Annotated in this window: 24 protein-coding genes and 1 pseudogene; 10 read left to right on the top strand and 15 right to left on the bottom strand. The window is 63.0% G+C overall.

All coding sequences use genetic code 11. The features are described 5' to 3' along the window. Positions 1 to 5: 5 nt before the first annotated feature. The 3 genes from ACR9Y2_RS16785 to ACR9Y2_RS16775 are packed head-to-tail and all read right to left on the bottom strand — an operon-like array spanning position 6 to position 2,624. Positions 6 to 764, bottom strand: coding sequence for a molybdopterin-dependent oxidoreductase (locus ACR9Y2_RS16785; RefSeq protein WP_435042602.1), 759 nt, complete (start codon positions 762 to 764; stop codon positions 6 to 8). Next, the gene (locus tag ACR9Y2_RS16780) at positions 761 to 1,498 is read right to left on the bottom strand and encodes a cytochrome b/b6 domain-containing protein (RefSeq protein WP_435042600.1); all 738 of its coding nucleotides are present in this window, start codon (positions 1,496 to 1,498) and stop codon (positions 761 to 763) included. The genes ACR9Y2_RS16785 and ACR9Y2_RS16780 overlap by 4 nt, the downstream gene beginning before the upstream one ends. Before the next feature lie 43 nt (positions 1,499 to 1,541). After that, a complete protein-coding gene (locus ACR9Y2_RS16775; protein ID WP_435042599.1) occupies positions 1,542 to 2,624 on the bottom strand; it encodes an NAD(P)H-dependent flavin oxidoreductase in 1,083 nt (360 codons plus the stop codon). A gap of 1,161 nt (positions 2,625 to 3,785) precedes the next feature. Between ACR9Y2_RS16775 and ACR9Y2_RS16770 the strand changes: the two genes are divergently transcribed. Further along, positions 3,786 to 4,817 carry an aldo/keto reductase gene (locus ACR9Y2_RS16770; protein ID WP_435042598.1) on the top strand — a complete coding sequence of 344 codons (1,032 nt, stop codon included), beginning with the start codon at positions 3,786 to 3,788 and terminating at the stop codon, positions 4,815 to 4,817. A gap of 17 nt (positions 4,818 to 4,834) precedes the next feature. Here the strand turns inward: ACR9Y2_RS16770 and ACR9Y2_RS16765 are convergent, their stop codons facing one another. Then, positions 4,835 to 6,436 (bottom strand): cellulase family glycosylhydrolase, encoded by a 1,602-nt coding sequence (locus ACR9Y2_RS16765; protein ID WP_435042597.1) that lies wholly within the window; start codon positions 6,434 to 6,436, stop codon positions 4,835 to 4,837. A 114-nt stretch (positions 6,437 to 6,550) separates the two neighbouring features. Here ACR9Y2_RS16765 and ACR9Y2_RS16760 point away from each other — a divergent pair, with 114 nt between their 5' ends. Beyond that, a complete protein-coding gene (locus ACR9Y2_RS16760; RefSeq protein WP_435042596.1) occupies positions 6,551 to 8,332 on the top strand; it encodes a family 43 glycosylhydrolase in 1,782 nt (593 codons plus the stop codon). A gap of 96 nt (positions 8,333 to 8,428) precedes the next feature. Here the strand turns inward: ACR9Y2_RS16760 and ACR9Y2_RS16755 are convergent, their stop codons facing one another. Next, on the bottom strand, positions 8,429 to 8,971 hold the full coding sequence (locus ACR9Y2_RS16755; protein ID WP_435042595.1) for a quercetin 2,3-dioxygenase: 543 nt from the start codon (positions 8,969 to 8,971) through the stop codon (positions 8,429 to 8,431). Between the two features lie 225 nt (positions 8,972 to 9,196). Further along, complete coding sequence (locus tag ACR9Y2_RS16750; RefSeq protein ID WP_435042594.1) at positions 9,197 to 9,916, bottom strand: hypothetical protein; 720 nt, start codon at positions 9,914 to 9,916, stop codon at positions 9,197 to 9,199. 214 nt (positions 9,917 to 10,130) lie between these two features. Between ACR9Y2_RS16750 and ACR9Y2_RS16745 the strand changes: the two genes are divergently transcribed. The 3 genes from ACR9Y2_RS16745 to ACR9Y2_RS16735 all read left to right on the top strand — a co-directional run bounded on the left by ACR9Y2_RS16745 (position 10,131) and on the right by ACR9Y2_RS16735 (position 13,005). Beyond that, positions 10,131 to 10,949: an SMI1/KNR4 family protein gene (locus ACR9Y2_RS16745; protein WP_435042593.1), complete on the top strand. Its 819-nt coding sequence runs from the start codon at positions 10,131 to 10,133 to the stop codon at positions 10,947 to 10,949. A gap of 35 nt (positions 10,950 to 10,984) precedes the next feature. Further along, entirely contained in the window at positions 10,985 to 11,641 is a 657-nt protein-coding gene (locus ACR9Y2_RS16740; RefSeq protein WP_435042592.1) for a hypothetical protein, read from the top strand. A 212-nt stretch (positions 11,642 to 11,853) separates the two neighbouring features. Then, a complete protein-coding gene (locus tag ACR9Y2_RS16735; RefSeq protein ID WP_435042591.1) occupies positions 11,854 to 13,005 on the top strand; it encodes a mandelate racemase/muconate lactonizing enzyme family protein in 1,152 nt (383 codons plus the stop codon). Between the two features lie 13 nt (positions 13,006 to 13,018). On the opposite strand, the gene ACR9Y2_RS16730 is transcribed toward ACR9Y2_RS16735, so the two are convergent. The 6 genes from ACR9Y2_RS16730 to ACR9Y2_RS16705 are packed head-to-tail and all read right to left on the bottom strand — an operon-like array spanning position 13,019 to position 18,755. Then, positions 13,019 to 13,957, bottom strand: coding sequence for a phosphatidate cytidylyltransferase (locus tag ACR9Y2_RS16730; protein ID WP_435042590.1), 939 nt, complete (start codon positions 13,955 to 13,957; stop codon positions 13,019 to 13,021). Then, positions 13,954 to 14,568, bottom strand: coding sequence for a lysophospholipid acyltransferase family protein (locus ACR9Y2_RS16725; protein ID WP_435042588.1), 615 nt, complete (start codon positions 14,566 to 14,568; stop codon positions 13,954 to 13,956). The genes ACR9Y2_RS16730 and ACR9Y2_RS16725 overlap by 4 nt, the downstream gene beginning before the upstream one ends. Further along, positions 14,558 to 14,986: a hypothetical protein gene (locus ACR9Y2_RS16720; protein ID WP_435042587.1), complete on the bottom strand. Its 429-nt coding sequence runs from the start codon at positions 14,984 to 14,986 to the stop codon at positions 14,558 to 14,560. Before ACR9Y2_RS16720 ends, ACR9Y2_RS16725 begins: the two co-directional genes overlap by 11 nt. After that, positions 14,983 to 16,299 carry a phosphatase PAP2/dual specificity phosphatase family protein gene (locus ACR9Y2_RS16715; protein ID WP_435044874.1) on the bottom strand — a complete coding sequence of 439 codons (1,317 nt, stop codon included), beginning with the start codon at positions 16,297 to 16,299 and terminating at the stop codon, positions 14,983 to 14,985. The genes ACR9Y2_RS16720 and ACR9Y2_RS16715 overlap by 4 nt, the downstream gene beginning before the upstream one ends. Before the next feature lie 41 nt (positions 16,300 to 16,340). Next, the gene (locus ACR9Y2_RS16710; RefSeq protein WP_435042586.1) at positions 16,341 to 18,110 is read right to left on the bottom strand and encodes a bifunctional alpha/beta hydrolase/class I SAM-dependent methyltransferase; all 1,770 of its coding nucleotides are present in this window, start codon (positions 18,108 to 18,110) and stop codon (positions 16,341 to 16,343) included. Between the two features lie 9 nt (positions 18,111 to 18,119). Next, positions 18,120 to 18,755 (bottom strand): CDP-alcohol phosphatidyltransferase family protein, encoded by a 636-nt coding sequence (locus ACR9Y2_RS16705; RefSeq protein ID WP_435042585.1) that lies wholly within the window; start codon positions 18,753 to 18,755, stop codon positions 18,120 to 18,122. A 254-nt stretch (positions 18,756 to 19,009) separates the two neighbouring features. Here ACR9Y2_RS16705 and ACR9Y2_RS16700 point away from each other — a divergent pair, with 254 nt between their 5' ends. Further along, entirely contained in the window at positions 19,010 to 19,207 is a 198-nt protein-coding gene (locus ACR9Y2_RS16700) for a hypothetical protein (RefSeq protein ID WP_435042584.1), read from the top strand. A gap of 46 nt (positions 19,208 to 19,253) precedes the next feature. On the opposite strand, the gene ACR9Y2_RS16695 is transcribed toward ACR9Y2_RS16700, so the two are convergent. The 3 genes and pseudogenes from ACR9Y2_RS16695 to ACR9Y2_RS16685 all read right to left on the bottom strand — a co-directional run bounded on the left by ACR9Y2_RS16695 (position 19,254) and on the right by ACR9Y2_RS16685 (position 22,524). Next, the gene (locus ACR9Y2_RS16695; RefSeq protein ID WP_435042582.1) at positions 19,254 to 21,506 is read right to left on the bottom strand and encodes a DUF4339 domain-containing protein; all 2,253 of its coding nucleotides are present in this window, start codon (positions 21,504 to 21,506) and stop codon (positions 19,254 to 19,256) included. Positions 21,507 to 21,685: 179 nt separating this feature from the next. Next, positions 21,686 to 22,133: pseudogene (locus ACR9Y2_RS16690) on the bottom strand (GNAT family N-acetyltransferase). An 85-nt stretch (positions 22,134 to 22,218) separates the two neighbouring features. Beyond that, entirely contained in the window at positions 22,219 to 22,524 is a 306-nt protein-coding gene (locus ACR9Y2_RS16685; RefSeq protein ID WP_435042581.1) for a hypothetical protein, read from the bottom strand. A 284-nt stretch (positions 22,525 to 22,808) separates the two neighbouring features. Here ACR9Y2_RS16685 and ACR9Y2_RS16680 point away from each other — a divergent pair, with 284 nt between their 5' ends. The 4 genes from ACR9Y2_RS16680 (at position 22,809) to ACR9Y2_RS16665 (ending at position 26,113) form a co-directional block, all read left to right on the top strand. Beyond that, the gene (locus ACR9Y2_RS16680; RefSeq protein ID WP_435042580.1) at positions 22,809 to 23,717 is read left to right on the top strand and encodes a hypothetical protein; all 909 of its coding nucleotides are present in this window, start codon (positions 22,809 to 22,811) and stop codon (positions 23,715 to 23,717) included. A gap of 214 nt (positions 23,718 to 23,931) precedes the next feature. After that, positions 23,932 to 24,924 carry a hypothetical protein gene (locus tag ACR9Y2_RS16675; RefSeq protein ID WP_435042579.1) on the top strand — a complete coding sequence of 331 codons (993 nt, stop codon included), beginning with the start codon at positions 23,932 to 23,934 and terminating at the stop codon, positions 24,922 to 24,924. A 75-nt stretch (positions 24,925 to 24,999) separates the two neighbouring features. Continuing rightward, positions 25,000 to 25,671 (top strand): methyltransferase family protein, encoded by a 672-nt coding sequence (locus ACR9Y2_RS16670; protein ID WP_435042578.1) that lies wholly within the window; start codon positions 25,000 to 25,002, stop codon positions 25,669 to 25,671. A gap of 94 nt (positions 25,672 to 25,765) precedes the next feature. Further along, positions 25,766 to 26,113 carry a hypothetical protein gene (locus ACR9Y2_RS16665; RefSeq protein ID WP_435042577.1) on the top strand — a complete coding sequence of 116 codons (348 nt, stop codon included), beginning with the start codon at positions 25,766 to 25,768 and terminating at the stop codon, positions 26,111 to 26,113. Positions 26,114 to 26,117: the final 4 nt, after the last annotated feature.

The raw sequence follows: 26,117 nt of genomic DNA, 5'->3' as shown, positions 1-26,117 counted from the left end.
GCGCCTCAGATGCCTGCGTACCACGAGTACCCGCCCTCCGGCGCGGCCGAGCCCAGCCCCTTGCCGAATCCCTTGAGCGAATCCGTGACCGTCATCCTGTTGATGAACTTAACGCTCTTGTAGCCCAGTTGACGGGGTACGCGCATCCTCAGCGGTCCGCCGAAAGAGACAGGCAAGTCCCCGTCGTTCATCGCCCAGGTGACAATCGTCTGGGGATGCAGCGCATCCGACATATCGATGCTGTCCCACCAGTTCCGGTCGTAAGAGAAGTAGACGACATAGCGCGCCTGCGGCAGCACTCCGGCCGCATTCAGGACATCCTGCAGCGGCGTGCCAATCCACTCCGCGATATACGACCAGCCCTCTTCGCACACCACCTCAGTGATCTGGCGGCGCACTGGCAACTGCTTCAGGTCGGACAAAGAGAAAGACATGGGCCGGGCGATCATTCCATCCAGCATCAGGCGCCATTCTGCAAAGCCGCCGGCCTGCAGCCGCGCGAAGGCATCCCCCAAAGGAGCAACTGCATTGGCAAACGGCGCCTTGGAAATCAAGCTGCGAGGGAACTCGCGAGCCAACGAGTTGGCGGTCAACAGCCGTTGCGCGGCGTAGGTCAGGGTCGCGCCGGGACCATACAGGCCGCCGCCATCCGGGGGCACAAGACCATACCGTTGTGCCAGCTTCGCAGCCGCGGCCAAACCCGATACGCCCGCTGCGGCCGACAAACCTGCTGTCACGAGCTTCCGTCGCGAGATCTTGCTCATGGGTGCTCCTTCGGCCCTTGGCCCCAGCCAGTGATCATCGCCCGCATCTGGCTCTTGAATCCCGTCAGCATCACCATTGCGATGTGGACCACCAGGAACAGCAGCAGGAAGCCGGAGACAAAGAAGTGCAAGGTGCGCGCCGACTGCCGCCCACCCAGGAGGTTGACAGCAGCTGGAATCGCGGAATTGAAAGCTGGGGACATCGCAAGGCCGGTCCAGATCACCAGCGGGAAGAGCAGGAAGATCACGCCCAGATAGGCGGTGCGCTGCAGGGCGTTGTACGAATGCTCATCGCTCTCCAGTGCGGGCTTCCGCCGCAGATGCCTCGCCATCACCCTCAAAATGGCCCGCCACGACCGATCCGCCGCATTGGGCACAAGGTTCTCCTGGAAGTGCCGCGTCCACAAACCATAGAGGAAGTAGCAAAGGCCGGTCAGCACCACGGCCCAGGCGGACTGGAAGTGCAGATACCGGCTCCACCCATTTTGATCGGGCAAAACGTACCCGTAACCAGTAGGAACTGAACCCCTCGAAGCCGGGATGGGAATCTGGAACAGCGGAGGTGTCAGCGAGTTGCCTGTCTCACCCCAATAGAAGCGGGGGTGGGAGATCAGGATCTCCACTCCGCTGACAAGCAGTGCGAAGAAGGATAGGACGGTAATCCAATGTGTCACGCGCACAAAAGCGGTATGCCGCAGCGATTGCGAGCTTCCCAGTGTGGCGGCATCCGGCATCCCGGCAGAATAGCATGACCCGGGCCGCACTCATACGGCGGGATCAACTTCCCGTCTTCGACCATTGCCGCAGCGCCTCCGCCGCCAATTGGCGAGTGAACTCCTCCGCGCCCATACTCTTGGCCAGGGGGCCCGACTGCCCCGCCCACATCTGCAGATAGTCCACTGATCCCGCCTTCTCGGCAGCCGCCCGCAGTGGCGCAACGTAGGTGGCCGCAAAGGGAAACGCCGGAGCCGCATCGCTCATCGGTCCGCATTCCTGCAGGTAGCGGTTGACAATACCGCGTGCCGGGCGCCCGCTGAACAGATTCGTCAGCACCGTTCCACTCTCCGTCATCTCTTCAATCGCGCGGCGGTAGAGAGGTGTGACGTTCGCCTCCGGGCAGAGCAGATAGGCCGTGCCCAGTTGGACGCCCGACGCCCCCAGGGCGAATGCCGCCGCCACGCCACGCCCGTCGGCAATCCCACCGGCCGCGATCACCGGAACAGACACCGCATCCGCCACTTGGGGCAACAGCGCAAACAGCCCGGCCTGGCTCGCAATGTCCGTCTCCAGGAACATGCCGCGATGACCTCCGGCCTCGGCCCCCTGCGCGATAATCGCGTCGCAGCCGCGTGCTTCCAGCCATCGGGCTTCCGCCACACTCGTCGCGGTCGACAGGATGATGATCCTACGTCGCTTTAGACGGCTGACCAACGCCGCTTCGGGCATTCCAAAGTGGAAGCTGACGATCTCCGGAGCCACCTCCTCCACCACCTGGCAGTACTCCTCATCGAAGGGCATACGCAATCGCGGTGCGGGAATCCTCTCGATATCCAACCCGCATCGCTCGTAGTGCGGCCGCAGGAACTCCTTCCAGGTCTCCAGCGCCGCCGGCTCGGGAGCCTCCATCCGGTGGCAGAAGAAGTTGAGGTTGATTGGTCGGGCATTCTGGTCGCGGAAGGCGCGCGCCGACTCACGAACAGCATCCGGACTGAGCAGCGCGCAGGCGAGCGAACCAAGACCTCCTGCCGATGCGACGGCGCGAGCCAGGGCTACCGTGTCCGAACCGGCCATCGGTGCCTGAATGATGGGGAGTTCGATGTTCAGCAGTTGGAGAAGACGGCGATCGGGCCAGTCCGGCATAGGAACATTCTCCGGCATCTCGATTGAGTGATGCCAGGGCTCGAGTTGGTATCTGCCGGCCGAGCAGGCAGAGTCGCCGCTAGAGGAGACGATCCACCCGGGCGCGACGTTGAAAGTTGTGGTTCCATGGGGCATGTCTGCGAGTTCCGCTGCGCAGTGTATTCTCCTGGCGTCAATAGTCGCGTCCCTGACGGGCGCCCAGCCCCTGCCCGTCCTCAGTGTCTGCGAAATCCTAAGCAATCCCGCCGAATATCAGGGAAAGAGAGTCATCGTGGTGGGCGAGTATCAAGCATGGTCTGAGGGGTCCATCCTTTCGGACAACTGCACTGCGGTGCAGGCCGCCGGGAAAGGTCACGCCTCAAAGGCTCTTTGGCTGGACACGGAATCCCGAATCGCTGATGCGGCCGCAGGGTCACCGCCGGATCTTCGAGCACATCTGTCCTCGGTCCTGGCGAAACGGCCACCCGGAACGGGCTCCAATCTGAAGCCATTGCTGGACGGATGGTACTCCGGTCTGCCCGCCGCTGTCTACGGCCGGTTCGAGACCAACAGGCCCGCCCCTGGAACAGGGCCCATTATCAGCCCCAAGGGTTTTGGTCATCTCAATGCATATCCGGCGAGGCTCGTCTCCCCGCCGCACGCATTCTGGAGTCTTGTCCCGCCGGATCGACTTCCAGCTCTGAAGGCGCTCGACCAAGAAAGGACGGAGCGCACCAACCTTGCAACGTGGCACTCAATCCGAGCCTCGCTCCGGCAGGAGGATCGGCAGGTTTGGCTCCTTGCGAACCTAAAGGGCCGCTCTTTACCAAGACTGAAAGGCACCATACTTGAGGCCAATCCAATAGAACACACGGACAGGCTCCTCATTGCGATCGAGGACTCGAGGTCGCCGGAGATTGAACTGCGACTGGACCGGGAACTGAAAAGCCGTGTCGCTCCGGGCTCAGTAGTGGATTTTGAAGGAGTGGCTGTGGACTGCGCGTATGAACCGTTCCTGCTCACCGTGGAAGTCTCCCAGGAGGGGCTCAAGTTCTCGCCCGCAGGCCGTCCGCCTCACCATACCCCCGCCGCTACTCCCCAGTAGACAACCTGCTTCGATATAGTGAGAGCGCAATTCCCTCCGGGCTTCCCCCCGACCAGGAATCGCCCAGGAGAGCCGCCATGAAGAAAGTTACCCCTCGAGAACGCCGCACGTTTCTGAAAGCTGGAGGAGCTACCGTTGCGGGCCTCTTCGGCTCCACCTCCACCACTGCGGCACAGACCCCGCAGAAGCCGGCCATGCCCACGCGCAACCTGGGTCGCACCGGCTACAAAACAGGGATCTTCAGCCTTGGCGGGCAGGCCGCGCTCGAGCGTCCCAACAACGAGGCGGCTGCCGTACCCATCATCGACCGCGCCCTCGATCTCGGCGTCAATTACATCGACACCTCCTCCATCTATGGCGGCAAGGACCGCTGGAGCGAGCGCTATGTCGGGCAGGTCATGAAGCGCCGGCGCAACGAGGCCTTCCTCGCCAGCAAGACCAAGGAACGCACAAAGGACGGCTCCCTACGCATGCTGGAGGAGTCGCTCAAACTCCTCAATACGGATCATCTCGACCTCTGGCAGTTGCACGACATCGGCCTGCCGGAAGATGTCGAAGCAGTCTTCGCGAAGGGCGGCGCCATGGAAGCACTGCTCCAGGCCCGCGAACAGAAACTCGTGCGTTACCTTGGCGTGACCGGCCACTTCCGGCCCGAAGCTCTGGTGGAATCCATCCGGCGCTTCCCGTTCGACGCCATCCTTCTCTCGTTGAACGCCGCGGATCAGTACCACTACAGCTTCCTGGACGAACTGCTACCCCTGGCCGTCGAGAAGCAGATGGGCATCATCGGCATGAAGGTCCCCGGCCGCGGCCGGCTTCTCTCCAGTTGGACCCCGCCGCCGCTGGAACGGCAGCAGCGCTCCTGGGAAGGTGCCGTCATCGCCACGACACCAGGCCCGCTGACAATGCGCGAGGCCATGTCCTACTCACTCACTCTCCCAGTCAGCACCGTCATCGTGGGCTGCGACTCCATCGCCCAGCTTGAGGAGAACGTGCAGCTCGCCCGGGAATTTACGCCGCTCAACGAGAAACAGATGTCCGCCATCGCCCACCGCGTGGAACCCGTCTCCAAGCAGGCGCTGTTCTTCCGCTTTGTCAGCCGGGCTTAGCTTCGAGGCACAGGCAATTACTTCGGCGGCACCAGGGCCGAGTGGATCGGACCTACCCAATCGTCCTTGCTCATGTCCCAGGCCAGGAAGTCCGAGTCGAACTGCCAGTAGGTCCAGGTCCAACCCAGCGACTCGGCCGTCCGCACGAGATAGGCCGTGTAGCGCACGCGCGCGTCCATGTCAGCTTTGTCGTAAGCTCCAAACTCGCCCAGAAGAATGGGCCGGTCGTGCGACTTCGCCCATTCCTGAACACCCGCGAAATCCGCATCCACCTTGCGCTTGTCCTCTTCAGACCCCCAGGTGACGCCCGAGAGCTTCGCATTCTCCTTCGACCACGGCGCGCCCTGGTGCGTGAACGCCATCGGCAAGTAGTAGTGGACCGTGCCAATGATGTGCCGGTCGTCCGCCGGCAGTTCCAACTGATTCAGCGCGTGGATACCATTCCAGGATGCCGGCCCGATGACTACATTCCGCGTCGGGTTCGTTTTGCGGATGATCGCCAGCGCCTCTTTGACCCAGGTGTTCCACAGTTCCACCGTCACCTGCCCGTTCGGTTCGTTCAGGATCTCGAACACCACACTCGCCGGAGCATCTTTGTAGTGTTCCGACACCTGTTCCCAGAACGCCATCAGTTTCGGCTTGCATGCCGCTGCATCACGACCGCAGTCGGTGAAATTGTGCTCATCCAGAATCACCGTCAGATCGTTCTCCACCGCCCGATTCACTACCCAGTCCACCGTCTTGAACCAAGCCCCGCTCAGCCGGTTGCCGGCGTCCATGTGGGAGAACGCGTGCAGGTTGACGCGAACGGTCTGGAACCCGCCCTCGCGGATCCGCTGGAAATGCCGGTCCTGAAACCGCGCCTTGGCCGGGTCCTTCCACAGAGGGTCGTACCCGATAATATTCAGGCCTCGGCCCATCTTCTTCACCTGATCCAGTGCCCCGACGGCCGGGAACACGCGCGGCGCTGGCCCGTTGCCTGCCGGCTCGAACGCCAGGAAATCGAGGTTGAAGTTTCCCTCCTTCAAAGTTGAGATCCGCAGTACGTGCACACCCTTCTCCAGCTTCACCTGCGCAAGATTCGCCGCGGTCCTCCACAGGTGCCAGTGCGTGGTGGTCGGCAGGCGTAGCGGACCCGTCACATCCACACCATCGACCGACAGGCGGATTTGCGCATTGTCAGTCCGCGACGTCATGTGCGCACTCACCGTGTACAGGCCCGAAGACTGCACGTCCATCGTGTAGTTCACCCATTCGCCAGGCGCCGTCCAGCCCAGATAGAGCGACCCCACCTTTTCCTGAACCCCATCGACCGTGTTGTCGATCTTCGTCTTCGTGTAGGAGAGGTCCACCGCTTCGTCCTGGCGGAACCGCTCCACCGGCGTGTTGCCCTTGTTCAGCTTCCCGCTGCCGTTGTTCTCGGGATCAGTATCGTGGAAGGCCACTTCCGGCCCACCCGTATCGTAGAGTTCCATCTCCACGCGCCCGGGAATCACCTGGGCGCGGCCCTGATAGGGTTTCCCCTGATAGTTGGTGGATGGCTGGGCGGCGAGCACCCCGGCAGCGAGAGCAAAGGCCCAAAGGCGCAGGACAGTTCCCGAACAGGCGAACGAAATCATGCCCCGAGTCGATCACACTAAGACGCCGCGCGCAATCCGCGGGTATCGCCGATCGGCACCACGCGATCTCAATATCCCGTTCCCAGCAGCATCGCCGCCGGATATTATCATGCAATGAACATTCCGCGGATTCCGCCATCCACCGCCGCCCGCACCCGCACGCTTCTCCGTACCCTCGGGCTGGCGGCCGTTCCGCTGATCGCCCTCTTCGGTGCGGAACCCCAGCGTCCCCGCACCTTTGCCAATCCGCTGAATCTCGAATACCGCTTCATGGTCGACGGGCCCAGCCGTCGCGAAGCAGCCGACCCGGCGATCGTCCTCTTCGGCGATGATTACTACCTGTTTGCCTCCAAGTCGGGCGGCTACTGGCACTCCAGGGATCTGATCGACTGGACCTTCGTCGCCTCCACCGGCCTGCCGATCGAAGCCTACGCGCCGGCGGTGATGGTCCTCAACAATACGCTCTATTACACCGCCTGCAACATCGGTCTCTACAAAACCACTGACCCGAAAAGCGGCAAATGGGAGTTCGTCAGCCAGACCTTCAACGTCGGCGATCCTGACCTCTTCGCCGACGACGACGGCCGCGTGTACCTTTACTACGGCCTGTCTTACAACGGCGCCATCTCCGGCAGGGAGCTCGACCCGAAAAATCAGTTCAAGCCGATTGGGGAGCCCTGGGTCTGCTTCCGTGCGAACTATGCGCAGCACGGCTGGGAGCGGCGCGGCGACGACAACCTCGGTGCCGCCACCGGCAATCTCTTCCAGGAAGGGCCGTGGCTGGAAGGCGCCTGGATGACGAAACACGGCGGCACTTACTACCTGCAGTACGCTTCCCCCGGCACCGAATATCGCACCTACGCCGACGGCGTCTACACCGCGGCCAGCCCCCGCGGCCCCTTCACTTACTCGCCCTCCAGCCCGTTCTCGTTCAAGCCCACGGGGTTCATCACCGGAGCCGGCCACAGCGGCACCTTCGCCGACAAACAGGGCCACTACTGGCACATCGCCACCATGGTGATCTCAGTGAAGCACCAGTTCGAGCGCCGCCTCGGCCTCTTCCCCGTAGCCTTCGATGCCGATCGTGTCCTCCACATGAACACGCTGTTCGGCGACTACCCCCAAGTGGCGCCCCATGATCGCAAGGGTGACTCGCTGGATACCTCCGCCGGCTGGATGCTGCTCTCTTACGGCAGGAAGGCGCAAGCCTCATCGAGCATCGATTCTCTGGGCCCGGAGAAAGCCTTCGACGAAGACATCAAGAGCTACTGGAGCGCCCGTACGCCCAACGCCGGCGAATGGCTCAGCGTGGATCTCGGCAGGACGTGCCGCCTTGACGCGATTCAGGTCAACTTCGCCGAACATGATTCCACCGCACTGGGCCGTAGCGCGGACCTGTTCCACCAGTACCGGCTGGAGTCCTCGCTCGACGGCAAGAGCTGGCAACCGCTGGCCGACCGCTCCTCCAATCGAAAAGACGTCCCCCACGACTACGTGCAGCTCGGTGCATCCACGCCGGCGCGCCACGTCCGACTGACCAACGTCCACATGCCCGGCGGCGGACCGTTCAGCGTACGCGATCTCCGCATCTTCGGCAGCGCGGAAGGGAAACCGCCGGCCGCGGCTCCGGCGTTCGAAGTCCACCGCGACGCCAGCGACCCCAGGAACGCCGTGGTCCGCTGGCAAATGTCGCGCGACGCCGCCGGCTACATCGTTCGCTACGGCATCGCACCCGGCAAGCTCTATCACAGCTTCGAGGTGCGGGGCCAGAAGGAGCTCGCCCTGCACGGCTTGAACGCGGATGCGGACTACTACGTGACGGTGGACGCTTTCAACGAAACCGGCCGCACGCCGGGCCGCGAGACCAGGCAGGCGGCGTATCCGGCAGCCAGGTAGGCCAGGACGCCACGGCACGGGCACAAACAGGAGCCGCCGGGAGCCTCAACGAACTCCAGCAGCGGCTCCAGTCCGAAGGCCGCGCAATCCAGCTGTCTAGAACTCCACCGGCCGGATCACTTCGGTCTTCAGCTTCTGGCCCAACTCCATCATCCGGGGCAGTTCCGCCGGCGAAAACGGCTCCACCACCTCGGGCAAATCAAAGTTCTCGGCAGCGGTCCCCAAGGTACTGAACCACTCCTCAAATCCGCCCGGAGTGCAGACGGTGATGGCTCGCGCGTACTCTGACTTGATCTTGAACGTGTGCGGGATCCCCCTGGGCGCAAACACCACGCTCCCCGCCGGTGCGTCCACCACCTCCTCGCCCACCAGGAACCGCATCGTCCCCTCCATAACGAAGAAGGCTTCGTCGGATGTGTGGTGGACGTGCAGCGGCGGCTCATTGCCGGGCTTCTGCACGCTCTCCCAAACCGAAAACTGCCCGCCTGTGTCAGCAGCCGACAACAGGATGCTGATCACCCCGCCCCCATACCGGTAGGTGTTCTCCAGGCTCTTCCGGGTAATCACCGGAGCCATCTGCGCAATCGTCATCTTCGACCTCCACCCGAAGACGCGCAGGATCGTGCACCAACGGCTCATCCATCTTTCGAGGGGCGGCCGGCGGCCGCATGCGTCCTCTCGATCCACACAGGACGCAAACCGCTCCGGCCAACGACCACATTATTCCCGCTCGGTAACATTCCAACCGAATAGCACTCTATGAATGAGCAGTGTTCCCGTACGGTAACTATCTACTGGAGGGTGACGCTAATACGGAACGGCTTCCGAAGGTAGCAATCCGCATCCACTGCCGGCAAGAACCGCTTACCGTCGAAGCACCTTCCGAAACACCCGCCGGATCTCAGGTCCGAATTCCAGGAACAGATTCTGGGCCATCACCTGGCCCGTCAACTGCGTCCCCAATTGGTAGCCCTTTACCGATACCGTATACCGCGATGGATACAGGCTCGCCCCCACATATCCACCGCCGAACGATGCCGCCAGATTCGAAGGATCGAATCGTCGCTCCCCCTGGCGATCGGCGGAAAGCACCAACCCGGACAGCGCATGCCCCACGCGCCGCCACCCTCCTTCGCACCCGCACCGCTGATACCGGGGATCCCGCCCCAGCAAAGCCGCCGCCCCCGAATTGATCAACCCTCGCGATGTCTGGATCGAGAACTGGGTCCCCAACCGCCGGCCAAATCCTTCGGCCGAACCCTCCCATTCCGCTGGCCGATCCCGGATATGAGCCCCCAACGCCGGCCCCACCGTCCGGAAGAACGCCCCCGTCGAGAGGAAATTGTTGTGCACCAGTAGCGAAACGCGCTGGTCACCAGTAAGCGCCGGATCGCCGCTCAGGCGCGTGTTCCAGTTCAATCCCGGCGTCTGGCCCAAGGCAGTGCAGCCGGCCAGCCCAAACAGGATCCCGGCAACGAAGGGGAGGCGGCTGATGATTCCAGAACCCTGCCTGGCGGGCAACTGGCGGCTCCGGCCCATCGAATCAGTCTTATAGGCTCGAACATGCATAGCGATTAGTTTCATTGGTACAGCGAGACGATCCCCGGCAACCGTGCCCCAGCAAAGCGCTACACTTCGAGGGTCAAAATGGCCGTCCGGAGGATAGGATGCTCGCCAGGCCCGGCGGATCCATTATTTGCCGTTCGTTGCTCACCCGTGTCGCATCCAGCCTAGTGGCGAACCCGGGCCGCCATCCCTGGCGGCCCTGACACCCGGCGAGCATGAACACCTGGCACCCATGAACCCTCGGACGAATCGCCCGGAACTCAAGCCCTCTTCAGCTCAAAACGGGAATTATGCTAGCCTGCATTTCGTGCCTAATGTGCCTGAAGAGAATGCCGCACTCGCCGCTCGTCTCGCTCGTATTCAATCCAAACTGGACCAGCTGCGAGCCGCCGATCCAGCGCTGACACTCTTCGGATCCGACACCCACGAATACCACCTGCAGCCCGCCCTCCCACCAGAAGCCGTGTCCGAATGGGAGAAGCACTTGGGCGTGCAATTGCCAGACGAGTATCGCCTGTTCGTCACACTGATCGGTGATGGCGGCGCTGGTCCGTACTATGGGCTCATCTCCTTGGATGGTCCCGACCCCGAAGACCTCACACAACCGGAACTCACCCGCAAGCCTTTTCGTTGGACAGAAGCCTTCAACCCATACGACTGGGAGGATCCGTGCAGCCAGGAGGACGTCTGGTGCGACGACGAGGAAGACTGGCCGGACGAAATGCTCGAGGCAGACCCCGATGGCAGGGGAGAGGAAGCAGCGCAACCTCCACGCCAGATCATCCTGGGAGTTCCTGGAGCCTTGTATATCTGCCATTGCGGCTGCGGCATCCGGTTCATCCTCGTGGTCAATGGACAGTGCCGCGGGGAGGTTTGGCGGGATGCTCAGAACGACGACGCTGGATTACGTCCGGAATGCGATGATCGTGGCCGGCATCTGGGCTTCCTGGACTGGTACGAGCAATGGTTGGATGGAGACCTGGCGAAGCTTGGCATCCAGTGGCAGGACTTGCCGGTAGGTCTGCGAAACGACGATCAGGGTTCTTCGTAGCCAGCACGGCGCCCTCTCGGCCTGAAGGACAATCAATGTTCGACGACAATACCAGCGAGTCCATTCATGAATTCGCGCTCCACTACGATGGTCAACAGCGCGCCTCTATCCGTTTCGCCTGGAATGGGAAACATGCTGAGGAGTTCCACGACGAGCATCAGGAACTCCGCTGGTCGCTTGCGAGACTGGCCCTCGCAGAGCCGGATTCAGTTCCCCTTGTTCTGCTCCGCGATCTGCTTTTGGAAGATTCCGCGTGGAGCCACAAGGCGTGGTGTGCGCCGCACCATTTCGCAGGGCTGCTGTCCATCCTCCTGCATCGAGGTGGACGTGAATACCTATTCGACTTTGCCGCTGCAATGAACGCAACCTTCGATACCTTCGGAGCAGCGCATGAAGTCGTAATCTCTGCAGAAGAAGCCCATGACTTGCTGCTAGGGGCTGAGGCTTATCTCCGTGTGGAGACGGATCCCCGCCGCCGCACTGAGCTTGAGAGCGCGCAGGAGCTGTTTCGGAAGCTGATCGACGGCAATGCCGCCGAGGGATGGGTGCAAATACCGCCAGGCACTCCGGTTCGGAACGTCCGAGTCGTAGCTTCGGCGCCTCGATCCGGCCAGGCTGGAGGCCCGGCAAAGGACGCGCTTCGAAGTCTTTCAAACCGGCTAAAGCGCCTCTTCTTGCGACAGGTAAGGTAGTGGCAAGACGACTGGACGGGATCGGATCGCGGCACAACACCCTGGGAGAGCATCGCGGAGAGTCGCGGTGCATCGACGAAACATGGAGGAAGCAGCGAGCGGGATCCCCCGAGTGAACTCGTCCTCACTGCGCGGCATGCCGCCCGTCTCTTCACCCTCCACCTCACTCTGATATCCTCACCTCGGATCCCGGCCCTGCCGCCATCACTACCATGAAGATCACCAACGTCCGCCCCCTGGTCATGGGCACCCCCTGGCGCAACCTCACCTTTGTTGTCGTCGAAACCGACGAGGGCCTCACCGGCCTCGGCGAAGTCCGCATGATCAATAACACCGAGGCCCTCCTCGGCTATCTCGCCGAAGCAGCCCCCCGCTACGTCATCGGCAAGGATCCCTTCGACCGCGAACTCATCGTCGACAACATGCGCCTGCACGACTACAGCCGCGCCGGCGAAGTCGCCATGAGCGGCATCTCCCTCATCGAGATGGCCTGTTGGGATATCGTCGGCAAAGCCCTCAACCAGCCCGTCTACCGCCTGATGGGCGGAGCCGTGCGATCAAAAATCAAGGCCTATGCCAATGGTTGGTACACCGTCGAACGTACGCCCGAAGAGTTCGCCAAGGCCGCCCGCCGCGTCGTCGATCGCGGCTACCGCGCCGCCAAACTCGACCCCTTTGGTGCAGGCTTCTACGAACTCGACCGCCAGGAACGGCTCAAATCCATCGCCCTCGTCGAAGCCGTCCGCCACGAAGCCGGTCCCGACTTCGACATCTTCGTCGAGATGCACGGCCGCTTCAATCCCGCCACCGCTATTCAGATCGCCCGCGACCTCGAACCGTTCCATCCCGGCTGGCTCGAGGAACCCGTGCCGCCCGAAAACCTGAAAGCCCTCAAGAAGGTCGCGGACGCCGTCCACACGCCCATCGCCACCGGGGAACGCATCCATACCCGCTTCGAGTGCCGCGAGCTCTTTGAACTCCAGTGCTGCGACATCGTCCAGATCGACCTTTCCCACTTCGGCGGCATCTCCGAAGCCCGCAAACTCGCCGCCTGGGCTGAGGCCTATTACATGCTCGTCGCCCCCCACAACGTCTGCGGACCCGTTGCCACGGCGGCCAACGTCCACCTCGCCGCCTGCACCCCCAACTACAAAATCCTCGAGCACTTCAACGACTTCGCCGACGCCTGGGTCCAGGGCGCGGTCGACCATTATCCGCAGGTCGTCGACGGCTACTTCTCCCTGCCCGATCGTCCCGGCCTCGGTCTGTCTTTGAATGAGGACTTTGTCGCCGCCCACCCGCGCGAAAACGTCCACTTCAACCTCTACTCCGAGGACTGGCACAAACGCCAGGCCAAGCAGTAGCAGCCGCGCCACCCTATGGCGTGAAGAAATACCGCGTCAGGTGGAAGAAAATCGGAGCCGAAAAGGCCACGGAATCCAACCGGTCCAGCATCCCGCCGTGGCCTTCGATCAACTGCCCCCAGTCCTTCACCCCGCGGTCCCGCTTGATCGCCGACATCACCAGTCCGCCCAGGAATCCCATCATCGTGACGACAAACGCCATGCCACCCGCCTGCCACCAATGAAAGGGCGTGATCGGCCACAGGCACGCCCCCAATATCGTCGCGCTCAACACGCCGCCGATCAGCCCTTCCACCGTCTTTGAGGGCGACAGTTCCGGCGCCACCAGGTGACGGCCGAACAATTTGCCCCAGATGTACTGCAAAACATCGCTCGACTGCACCACGATCAGCAGAAACACCACCAGCAGCGCGTTTCGTCCCGCATACCCGGGGATGTACAACGTCAGCAGCGCCGGTACGTGCGAAATGCAGTACACGCTGATCATCAGCCCCCATTGCGTCTCCGCCGTCCGGGCCAGAAAGTTCTTCGGGTCGCCAAACACCACCGACGCAATCGGCAGGATGAGGAATGAATAAACCGGAATCAGCACCGCAAAAAACCCAAACCAGTCCATCGACGCCAGCCAGTACTGCATCGGCAGCACCACGAAGAAACTGATGAACAGCGCAATGTGATCGGCCCGGTGCGTCGGCGTCAGCGTGATGAACTCGCGCAGGGCCGCAAACGACACAAACGCGAACAGCAGGGTGACGGCCAGTTGACCCGCCAGAAATGCCGCGGCCAGCACCAGAATCATCACCCACCACGCGTTGATCCGCGCATTGAGATTGTCCAGCACGGCGTTCGGACCGGGCTTTGCTCGCCCTCGCAGGACAAACGAGACCAGGCTCGCCACCGTCAGCACACCCACCAGCACGGAGAGCGTGACCATGACTTCCTTCGTATTCATGCGTTCCCCAAATCGATCAAGGCGTGCCTCAGCCGCTCCAGGAACTCCATCTTCCCCTCTGCCGCGCCCAGCTTCATCGGCTCCCCAAAGGCAACCGAGCACAACAGCGGCAGCGGCAGCAGCGTCCCTTTCGGCATCACCCGATGCGCATTGTCGATCCAAACCGGCACCAGTTCCAACTCCGCATAGGCCAGTGCCAATTGATATACACCGGACTTGAACGGCTGCACAGCCCCGCCCGGCCCGCGCGTCCCCTCCGGAAACAGCAGCAGGGAATCGCCGTCATCCAGGGCTGAACACATAGCGGTTAGTGGATTGTGCTCCCGCTCCACCTTCCCTCGCGCAATCAGCACACCCCGGAACACCTCATGGATCAGGAACTTTCTCAGCCGGCCCTGGCTCCAGTAGTCTTCCGCTGCCACCGGCCTCACCCGCCGCCGGATTCGAGGCGGCAGGACTGACCAGATCAGCACAAAATCCAGGTGGCTGGCGTGATTGGCAAAATACAGGCGTTGGACCTCGCTCGGTGCGCACCCCAGCCACCGGCCTTGCACTCCTGTCATCAGCCGCGTCGCGCCCGTGATCAGCGCCCCGGCCAGCTCAGCCAGCATCCGGCCTCCACGCCTGCAGCAGCAACCCGGCCGCCATTGCCGCCAGTTGCACCCCCACTGCGATCAGCAGCCGCATCCATAGCCGCAGTGCACCCCGGCTTCGCTCTTCCATCGACCGCGCGCGCACCGGTTGCCCCAGTCCTCTCGACCCCAGCCACTCATCCAACCCGCGCCCAGACTCCTCGGGCTCCTCCACCAGCGCCCGGAACAGCCCCTCGTCAATCGCCACCCGCAACCCGAAATACAGTGCCGCCAACCAACTGACAGCGGAAACGGCGAACCAAACCCGCCCCGCGCCGGGCCGCCCCAGCAACAGCCCCGCCCCCGTAATCACCGCCGCACAGTTGCTCGCATTCAATACCACCCGGCCCGATCGCAGGAAACTGGCCGTCAACTTGCCGTCCAATTCAGGTTTCATCGCGAGGCTCTCCCAGCGGCCCATTCCGTCAGGGCGCGACGCGCCGTGGCGCCCAGCACAATCACCGGCCGGCGAGCTCTGATCATCTCGATCGCCGCATCCACAGACAACGCGCGCCCCGTCGCAACCAGCCATGCCGCGACGGCCGCAGCACTCCGCGAATACCCCAGCGCGCAGCACACCAGCGTGGGCCGCTCCGCCGACAACTCCTCAATCGCCTCCACAGCCGCGTCCAATTGCTCCGCCCCAGGCGCCAGCAAATCCAGCATCGGCACGCTTCGATACTCAACGCCCCGTCCGGCAAACGGCAACTCGGCTGTGACGTCCACCACGGAAGCCATGCCCGACTCCGCAAGTTCACTCCGGCTCGGAAACCGCCCCAGCCAAACCCCTTCCGCGATCTCGTGCGCCGTAGCCTGGCCCCGTGTGAACCAACGTGAGCTCAACCACGCTCCAGCCACATACGGTGCCACCAGGCTCAGCGCCGCCGGCGCCATGGCCCCGCCCGCCTTGCCGAATAGACCCGGCTGCCCGTACCAGTAGAAGCCCGCTACCAGCACCAGCGCTGCCGCCGGCCATGCCAGTAGCCAACCGAGCCCCCCCATCAGGTACGCGGCAAGCGCGCAAATCAACCCGCCCGCCAGATAGGCCGCACCCAGCGCAAACCGGCGCGGATCCCGGGATCGTGCCAATCGTCCGGCCCACCCTTCTTCCGGAAACAAAGCCATCGCCAGCAGCCCCACCCACAAGCCCGCTGGCAGATCGATGAAGTGATGCTGGTAAGTCGTCAGCGTCGAAACCGCCATCAGTACAAACCAGATCCGCAGCAGCCACATCGTGGCCCCGCCGAAATGCCGCGCATACCGCGCCCAGAGCACCGTGATCAGCGCAATGTGCAGCGAGGGCGCCTGGTTAAACGGCTTGTCGAAGCTCATCAACGCGTCAAACAGGCCGCCGAAGAATCCCTCCGAGACGGGGCGTTCAAACCCGAATTGCAGTGGCGCCGCCAGGAAGCCGGTCACGCACACAAGCTGCACGACGATCAGCCGGCTGACATGCGTCCGCAACTCATTCCGGGTGCGGCACAGGAACACCGAGACGGCGTAGAACAGATCCGTCGACCAGTAGGGCACAATCGTCCAGGCCCAGAACGGAATGTGGCGCTCCCACGCAAACGCCACCTCCGGTACATTCTCACGCAGGCCCGTCACCCAATTGGCAAACCCGTAGCTCAGAAAGAACAATGGCCCCAGCACTGCCAGCCAAAGCAGGGCCGGCAGCCAGGGCCGCGATTCCTTCGGATCCCCTTCCAGGGGCCTGGATTCGGCGGAACGGGCCGCGGCTTCAAAACTGCTCAATCACCCTTCCTTTGCGCGGCCGAAACCGTGAAAATGCCCCATTCGTCCGTGAGTTGCTCTGTCTTGCGGAACCCGGCCGCCTCCACCAGTTCATCCATCTCCAACTGGGTCCTGCGGCGCATGATCCACGGCTGGTGGTTCCGGTGGCTCGGCAAGGTCCGCGCAATCATCTCCAACTGCGGATGCCACGGCTGCCCGGTATAGATCAGAAATCCTCCTGGAGCGATCGCCTCCGCCAGTCCGGCCAGCGACTCGCGAATCGGCCCATTCTCCGGAAACAATTCGTACAGTCCCGAAACGATCCCCAGCGTCGGGCGTGGAGCCATAGCCGCCACACTGCCCCGGTCGAAGGCGTCGCCCTTCTCAAACTGCGCGATTCCGGCCAGACCCTTCTTCTGGATCAGTTCCCTACCCTGCGTGACGTTCAACTCGCTGAAGTCGCGCAGTAGAATATGCTCCGGTTTCGCCGCCAGTGCCTCAATCGCCTCCAGTACATACCGCCCGTGCCCTGCCGCAATGTCCGCAATTCGCACGGGCTGCCCGCTGGCCTGCAGCGACGCAATCGCTCCGCGCAGCAGTTGTTCTATGTGCGCCTTCCTCACCCGGATGCCGCGCCATCCGATCGCGTTCAGGTAGAACCAGTCGATCAGTGTGCCCAACGGGGTGATGCCGGCAGCCTTGTTGCGGTAGATGTAATCCAGCGTGCTGCCGGAATCGAAGCCGGTCTCCAGCCCCAGTCGGATGCCGTCCGACAACCGCCCGCCCGTCTTCATCCCAAACCGCGTCAGCCCGAAATTCAGGGCCTTCGGATGCAGCGCGGGCAATGGCTGGCGAAGCCGCTCATACTCGTCCTTCGTATACCCGGCCCTGTCAGCCCCAATCAGCGAAGTCCGGGGCGGAGCCTCCGCAAAGCACTTCTGCAGGAAACCCCGCGCCTTCGCAATCGCCGGAGCCCGGTCCCGTTCCCCCAGCGTGTCGTGATAGAACCCTTCGAAAACGTGCACCTCTTTGACCTTCGACCCCAGCCGCTCATAGAACTGGTGCTGCGGTTTGTGGTGCACCACGAAGTCGGCCCCGGAGATCAGGACCTGCGTCGGCACCTGGATCGCCGCCGCATCCTCAATCAGCCGGTCCGCTGTGCTGTATAGCGCGAGCAGGATGTTGACGGAAATCGGCCGCCGGATCAACGGATCCGCCTTATAAGAAGCGATTCGCTCCGGATCATGTGTCAGCGCGCTCGGCTTCACATAGGAATTGACGTGGAAGTTGCCGAACAACTGGTGGAACAGCCCCAGGGCCTGTCGCGCCAGCGGCACGTACAGTTTCACACTGAAGGCCGGTGCTGCCAGCACCATGCACCGGATCGGCGGAGCATAGTCATGTACCCAAGCCGCGGCCAGCACGCTGCCGACGCTCTGTCCCAGCAGCGCTATGTCTTCCACGGCGAGCCCAAACTCGCCGCAAATGTGCCGCACGAACACATCCACGTCTTTGACCAGCATGCCCATCGTCGGGACATGCCCGTTGCCCGGTGTGCTCGCGGCGGACTCCACAGATCGGCCATGCCCGCGCGCATCCCACGCAAACATTGCCGTCGACGGCATTTCCAGCTCATCCACAACATGCTGCAGCCGGCCCGAATGCTCGTGGCCGCGATGAAACAAAACCACCGCCTCCTTGGCAGGTCCTTGTAAGGACGGCCAGTAGCGGTAGAACAGCCGCGTACCATCACTGGTAGTGAAATAACGCTCTTCCGGAATACGCATAAAGTCTGACTACGAAACGCCCTTCTCCTGCTGGCTGGCCTTCCTCTCGGCCAACCCGCCCAATACTCGATTCACGATGGTAACCGCCAGCAGCAAGCCAAGCAACCGGGGAAACCCCCAACCCAACCAACCAGGCACAGCTCCGCCAAGGCCAATCCAAAGCGCCAGTGCTCCAAACACGAAAGCCCGGTCGCTCTTCCCCATCGGCCCGTCATATCGCCGCCCCGCCCCTGTCATCACCGCCACGGTCCCCGCCATTTCGGAAACGGCGGCAAGCCAGATGACCGCGCCAATCCAAAGCGGCTCCAATTCCGGCAGATAGGCAAAAGGAAGAATGAGGAATGCATCCGAAACCACGTCGGTCAGTTCATTCAGGTAAGCACCCAGATCCGACTTCTGCCCAAATTCCCGGGCCAGCATCCCATCGATGGCGTTGAGCGCCATCCGCACAAACAGGAAGCCGGGCACCACCAGGAAGAGGGCGCGATCGTGGATTCTGACCGTCAGCAGCAGCCCCAGCCCAACGGAGAGAGCACAGGCGGTGACAGTGACGTGGTTGGCGGTAACACCGCAGCGGGCGAGGGATCGTGCGAGCGGTCGAAGCAGGCCTTGAAACCGCGGCTTAAGCGAATAAATGCTCGGCACCAGCTAAGTGTACCCAAGCGTTCAAAGAAAGGGGGAAACGCGATCCACCAACAAGTCTTAAATCCTGGCGAACCGTCTTTGGCAGAAGTCCCGCTAGCCGCGCGGCAAGGGCTTGCGAGCCCAGGGCGCGACAGGAGTGCGCTACGATCGGGCAGGGGCAACTTCCCTGGGCGCCGTAGTTCAGGTTTCCGCGCGTCAGGATTCTCCGAGGAAACGCAACAGACCGCCGCGATTCAGATTCAGCAGGAGGACTCATGAGCGACCGCTTGGACTTTGAAGTGGTTTGTCCGAACAACCACAACCAGACCGTTACCTTCCGTCAGGAGGAATTCGAGGAGGCGTTGAAGTCAGGTGCGCTCGTATTCCACTGCAATACTTGCGACACTGACTGGCCTCCAACCAGTGATCAGCTGGCGATGTTTCGAAAGCAATTCGCGAAAAGCGAGGGTTAGCACCGGCCAGGGCGGCCGGCATTGCCTTTTGCTTCGGCAGTGCAGTTCAGCGTTTGGCTCTCTGGGCATGCCATTCGCTCGTCGCGGCGTTCGGCATCACGCCCCAGGCGTTGATATCGATAGTCCCCTTCAATACTTCTTTGCCCAGGAGGTTACCCTGGTAGTCGGCGGTGGAGCGGTCTTCTGCTTTCGCGCGCCAGGTCAGTACACCGTCCTTATATGTAGCAATCCCCGTACTGCCATAACGCCGGCCTTCCTTGTCGCGGTACTCCATCGAGAAGTCATACTTACCCTCCTCCTGCGCCCTCTTCGTGAGCACGAACGAGAAGGGATTCGTCTCTACGTTCATCGTGATTGAGGCTGCCGCCGCGCCGCGCAGGTCCGCTTCGCTGCGATCCGGCAGAAACGCCCTCAGGACGATGACGACCATATCTTCAATGTGCTTTCGGAAAACCTCGGTGCCTCTCACCGTCATCTCTCCGTTCCACGTCCCGCTCAAGTCGTCATCCCCGTATAGAATCCGCACTCGCTTGAAATCGACGTACTGCGCGTTACCGTCGGCATCCACCTTGTAGTAGTAGAAGCCGATGTTGTTCACTCCCTTGTCCAGCCTGAAGTTGTAATAGTACTCGCCGTGCCCGTCGAACGACCCGTTGGCTAACACGGTCGTGTCCTTGAACAGGTCGACCCGATACTCTGCCGATCCAGTCGTATAAGGAAACTTGACCTCGAACCGGAGCATCCCTTTCAACCCCGCGCCCGGCAACATGGTCGTAGGCTCATCGGTCTTGATCACCTTCGGGACTTCCGGCCACTTCTTCTCCGCGCCTTCCTGGATCAGATACCGCACTTTCCACTTCGGGAACTTGTCATTGCCGATGGTGCCCGCGGCGATCTCCGCATAGCGCGCGCCCACCTTCCCCCAATCGGCTATCGCCGTCTTGCCGATATAGAGCAGGATCGGGAAGCTGATGCCGTTACCCTTGTCGATTTCGGCCCTGTTCAGGCCGGAGTTGTATGGCAGCAGCTCACCGTTCGTGAGAGTGATCCTGCGTTGCTCGTTGCCGTGGTAGTTCGGGTCGGCGATGGACAACCCCGTGGCATCCGCTTTGTAGACGACCATCGCATGGCCCGCTTCCACCGACTTCCCCTTAGGATCAGTCGTCTGCCCCCAGATCTCGATGTACTGCGGTTCTCCCGTCAATTGAATCGAATACGCGAAGGCAAACCACGTCAAGCCGGTAGGGAAACCGTTGATCTTCCGGACAATCCTCCGGCTGAGGCTGTCCCAGTCGAGTTCGGTTTGAACCATCGAGGCAAACCGGTAGCCCCACGAGTCGTCCTCCTGCAGTTGGATGGTGCCCATGCCATAGTCGTTGTTGTCGTAGCGGCCGTACAGCGCCCGTTCTCCAGCGGCCTGCTTTTTCTCGAGGTAGTACCACATCGAAGTGATCGACTGGCCTGCGCAGTGTCCGGCCGGTGCCAGCCACGATCCGAAGTTCGTGAATTGCCAGTCGTCGACACCCGGCAGGTAGCCGCTGGCGGCGGGTAGCCCCCTCACGATCTCCGCCTTCTTCGCCTTGCTGATCACGAGATCAGAGAAGTGCCTGGTGAGAATGGTGATCGACTGCGCGTCCTCGCCAATCAGTGGGAGTCCTTCCAACCGCCCCGTCTTGCGGTCGTAGTAGAACCCCAGCGCAAACTCGTCCCGGGCGATGTTCACCGGAATCTTCACCACCATCGGATCGTTCGAATACGCATGACCGTTATCGATCGTGATCAGCGGAGTGGCCGGATGAAACAACGGGCCCAGTTTGTGGCTGGTGATCGCCGTCGACTGGATCCGGAACGGGAGAGCCTTGCCATATGCCTCCGCGCTCACACTGACGGTCATCCCATTCAGCGGGGAGCCCGGTTGGCCAATCGTGATCGAGCCGCCCGTCGAGGGCACGGTGGCCGAAGCAAGCGTGGCCGCCGAACCCAGCCCCATGTTGCCGCTATCCCTGTACTTCATCCAGAGCACCAGGCAACCGATCAGCAGGACCGGGATGAGAATCAGCAAGCCCACGCAGCCAAGACAGCCAAACCTCCGTTTCCTGTTACCGGGCGGAGCGATTGCGGCCGGCGGCGCCAGCGAAGGCCATAGGAAACCCGCCTGGGCGGCCGGAATCCAATTCGGCGAGCCTTCGGCCCAGACCATATCCGCAGGCGCCAACAGGCCTTGCGCGATCATGTCCTGCATCGCCTGCCGGTCATATGGACCGTACTGTTGTCCATCCCGGACCAGGTACCAGTTCATCGGACTCAACCTCCCGGCCGCAGCCATTCCACCGAAGCGACGCCAGTCGCCCGGCCCCGCTCTCGGCGGTGGGAGGAACTGATGCCGCAAGACAGCAGTTTAGTTATATCGGATCTGAAACGGTGAAATTGGCACCGGCTCTGATCCCCTGAAGAGGGCGTGCCGGAGCCGGAAAGCCGTCAAGGCTTCCTCTCGTACATCACGCTGGCGTGCCCCTTGTACGTCGTCCGGCAGTACATCTGGAATCCGCACTTCTCCGCCACACGAACGGACGCAGCGTTCTCAGGGTCGATCAGGCACACGGTCCGCCCGGCTTTCAGGTGCACGTCGCACCACGCCAACGCGGCCCGTGCCGCCTCAGTGGCGAACCCTTTCCCCTGCGCCTCGGGCGCCAGGACCCAGCCCAGCTCCGGAATCCCCTGGATCGAGCGCTCGACCTCCCGTTTGAAGTCGGCGAAGCCAACCTCGCCGAGAAAACGCCCGGTCGCTCGTTCCTCAATCATCCAGTAGAGCCGGCGTAGCGCAGGCACCGCGCCCAGGTCTCTTCTTCCGAGAACGGCCGGCCCCCGATAAACCGCGTCACTCCGGCATCGCCCACATAGCGGCGGAGGGGAGGAAATCCTCCATGCGATGGCCGCGCAATCGCAGCCGGTCTGTTTCAATCAAAGGAATCGTGGGGGCACCTGAGGCTTAGGCAGTCTGCACTGCCGGCTCACCATAGGCTAGCCGGCAGGCGTCCCAGCGAGAACACCGCCAGGTCCCTCGCCGCCACCACGTAGTCGTTGAACCGCGGACCCCACAACTGCACCAGCGACGGGTGCTCCCAACTGCCAGGACTCGTCTCCGCTGCGCGGGCATGTATTGAAAGCTGCGCCGCCCGCGGCACCGAATCCTGCAGCCCCGCCCAGGCGGCCGTCCGCAGCGACTGCTCGCCCTCCGGCAGCCGTTCGTCCAGCGCGTTCACCCGCCGCCGGAAGCTCAGAATCTGCGATCGCGTCAACACCAGCCGGGTTGTCATGCAAAGCCCAGTTCCTCGAAACATTCTACTGGCTGCCTCGAACGCTCCGGGTGCTGGGCTATCCATGAGCCTCGCCAGAGCCGAGCGGCCCCACCGAACCACCGAAGGTTGCCCCCACGGAAGACGATGTCCGCTCGCAACTGGCGGCAATTCTCGCCAGCGCACCCTTCACCAACGCCAACCGCTCCAGCCGTTTTCTCGAGTTCTGCGTACAGCAGACTCTCGCCGGCGCACAGGACTCTATCAAGGAGTCCGTCCTCGGCGCCGAAGTCTTCGACCGCAGGGTGGATTTCGACCCGCGCACCGATCCCATCGTCCGCGTGGAGGCCGGAAAGCTCCGCGCACGCCTTAAGGACTACTACACCGGCGAGGGGATCGAGTCGCCCGTCATCATAGAGATTCCAAAGGGGACCTATGTCCCCAGGTTTGTGTTGCGCCTGCCAGTCGCCGAAGCCAGCCCGGCCGTCTCTCCAGCGCCCAAACCGCGCTGGATTCTGATCGCCTCCACCGTGGCCTTAGCGGCAGTGGTCATCCTCGGACTCGCCGGACTGCTTCGAATCTGGTCCCCTTCCGAGCCCGCCGCCCACGTCGGCCTGGCCCTTAGCGTACTCCTCCCCCTGCGCCGCTTCGACGAGGCACTGGCCGAATGCCGCATCGCCCTCGACCCCGACCCCTTGTCCGCTCATACCGCATTCTGCACCCCCTGGGTCCACATCTTCCGGGGGCAGGCCGACCTCGCCGTGGCCGAGCTTCGCAAACTCCAGGAGGCTCAGCCGGCTTCGCCCGCCTTTGGCGGGGGCATCGCAATTGCCGCTATCCATGCCGGACATGCGGCGGAGGTCGTCTCCATGATGGAGAAGTTGATGCCGGATCCGTCCCGTCTGCTCAGCCAGAGTCCTGCCCAACTGGGATTCCTCGCCTACGCCTACGGTCGCGCCGGGCGCTCTGACGGCGCCGCCGGAATCGAACGCCACTTCAAAGACGTCGGCCGCACCGGGTACGTGCCTCCGGGCGCGATGTGCCTCCTCTACCTGGGCCAGGACCGCCTGCCCGAGGCCCGCGCCGCAGCCATCCAGCAGAGTCACGAGCACGGCGCTAACGTCCTCTATCTCGCAGTCGACCCGCTGTTCGCGCCGCTGCGCGCCGATCCCCATTTCGCGGCCGTCTTAAAGACAACCGGGCTGCCGTTCTAACCCCTTTATTTGCATCGCGAGTACCGTAACTTACCCACCCGTTAACCTCAGGACACTCCTGCGCCGGCGGCGTTACCTAACACAATCGAACTCGAACCCACCGCCGCCTGGAGCGGTCCCCAACTCGCTCGGCCCGTGCCGGCAGCCTCCGTTGCATCAGGCCGGCCGTTTCGGGCTCAGAAAATCTAACCGGGTACAAACAGGAGAACATCGAATGATCACGGCCGAAGCACTGCGGCGCACGGTTGCCGCCATCCGCCAGCAGCCCGACCTGAACGGCTGCATCATCGGCTTGCAGGCGAATGGCTCGTCCCGGGTGTTGGACCCGGGGCTCTCCGGCGAGAACTTCACACGCCGGTACGTCATCGTCGAGGAAGTCAGCGTGCCGGGCCAGGGCGCGGTGCCGAGCGTCCAGGTAATCCAGCGCGCCGCACGAGGCCCGGCCGTACCCGCCCCGGCCACCCCCCAACCGGCCGCCGAAGCAGTCCAGCGGGCGACGCGCAACGCCAGTCGTGTCAACGCGGAGTTGACCGGAATGCAACTTGCCTGCGGCGCAATGGCGCTCTCCGGAGCCATCGCCATCGCCGGCAGCGCCACCGGCATCGGAGCCTTGGCCTGGATCGGCTTCGCCGCCTCGGCGGCCTCCTGCGTGAATGCAACCCTGCGGTACCAGCAGGCGGGCAATAACCCCGATTCCGACTCCCTCTATCGGTTGGACCGCAACGGCTACTATGTCGCCACCACACTGCTCGTGGATGCGATCGGCGTGGGATCGGGCCTGGTGGGAGGGGCGCAGGGGATAGTCCATCTCCTCCAACTCAGGGGCGGCCTGGCCGCAATCAACTCGGCTTACACCGCCCAGGCCATCAACGCCGCCATTCGGACCACCCTGGCTCGCGGCGGGTGCGAGGCTCTTCTCAATGAAATGCGAATCGCCGGATTTAGCGGCCGAGCCGCGGCTGGCAGCATCCTAACCACACGCAGCGCCGCGGCCGCCCCCAGCGAGACCGGAGTCCAGCGGCTCTTCACTGCCCTCACTCAAACCATCGTCGGCAGCGGCCCGGCCCTTTCCGATCTAGCCAGCGGACTCGGAGGATTCCTCATCAGCGGCGGGCCCAGTGACCGCATCGGAGCCGCCAGCGGGTCGGTCAACTGGGCCGCAACTACGATCCTCGTCCACAACGTCAACCGGCCCCAGGGGAATTGAACTGCCCCGCGGCATCGCCCGGCGGAATGCTCCTTTCAGGCCTGAAATGCTAAAATACCGTACCGGAGGAAACGCATGCGTCTTCCGGACACCAAGCAACTGGTCTCGATCCTCTTCAGCCTCGCCATCACCGCGGCCTGCCTCTTCGGCGCTGCCGGCCGGCTGGACTGGCGGAATGCCTGGGTCCTGCTGGCGCTCTCCTTCCTGACCGGACTCGCCTTCACCCTCGGACGCGACCCCGAACTCGCCGCCGAACGCCGCAACGTCCAGGCCGGCAAGAGCTGGGACAAGCTCCTCGTCGGCATCACCGTCCTTCTCGGTCCCATGGCCGTCTGGATCACCGCCGGCCTCGACTTCCGCTTCCACTGGTCGAAAGCCGTCTCCCCCCTGGCCTTCTCCCTGGGCCTCGCCGCGGCAGTCCTCTCCGCCGCCCTCATCGCCTGGGCGATGCGCGCCAACCGCTTCTTCTCTTCCGTCGTCCGCATTCAGAAGGACCGCGGCCACACCGTCGTCGACAGCGGACCCTACCGCTTCATTCGCCACCCCGGCTACGCCGGTTCCGCCATCTACCTTCTGGCGACGCCCCTGATCCTCGGCGCCTATTGGGCGCTGCTGCCTGCCGCGGCTACCGCGTCCGTTATGCTCCTCCGCACCAGCCTGGAAGACTCCACCCTCCACAACGAACTCGAGGGTTACCCCGACTATGCACGCCGGGTCCGCTACCGCCTCTGCCCCGCCATCTGGTAGCGCCGTCCGCCCCGTCAGGCGAATCGCCGACCGCGCCTAGGGCGTACACCCGGTCACCCGCCGCACGGATCCCGTCGAAACTCAAGGAATGAGCATGACCACCCTGGCAGGGCTGTTCGCCGTCACCCTCTTCACCTGCCTGGCGGTGTTGCCCCATTGCACCCGGAAGAAGGTGATCGAGGAGCCTCTCCGGCAGGCCCGCGCCCGCAACTCCCCCGTAGCCGCCTTCGTCGACGACCTCCAGCAGCATCGCTGGATCGTCATCATCGGACTCGCGATCCTGGTCGCCCTCGACAAGCACTTCGGCCTCTCCGGCGGCTTCCTGCAATCCAGGTGGGTCCTGGCGATCCTCATCACGTCGATCTTCTTAGGCCGCCTCCTGCTGCGGCGCAATCCGGCGCCCCCGCCGCCAACCGCCGGTTCGCCCAACTTGAACTCCTAACCCG

This window comes from Paludibaculum fermentans (assembly GCF_051172195.1).
Classification (GTDB): domain Bacteria; phylum Acidobacteriota; class Terriglobia; order Bryobacterales; family Bryobacteraceae; genus Paludibaculum; species Paludibaculum fermentans_A.
Note: the sequence above shows the minus strand (reverse complement) of the source record. Positions and strands in the feature narration are given on the sequence as shown.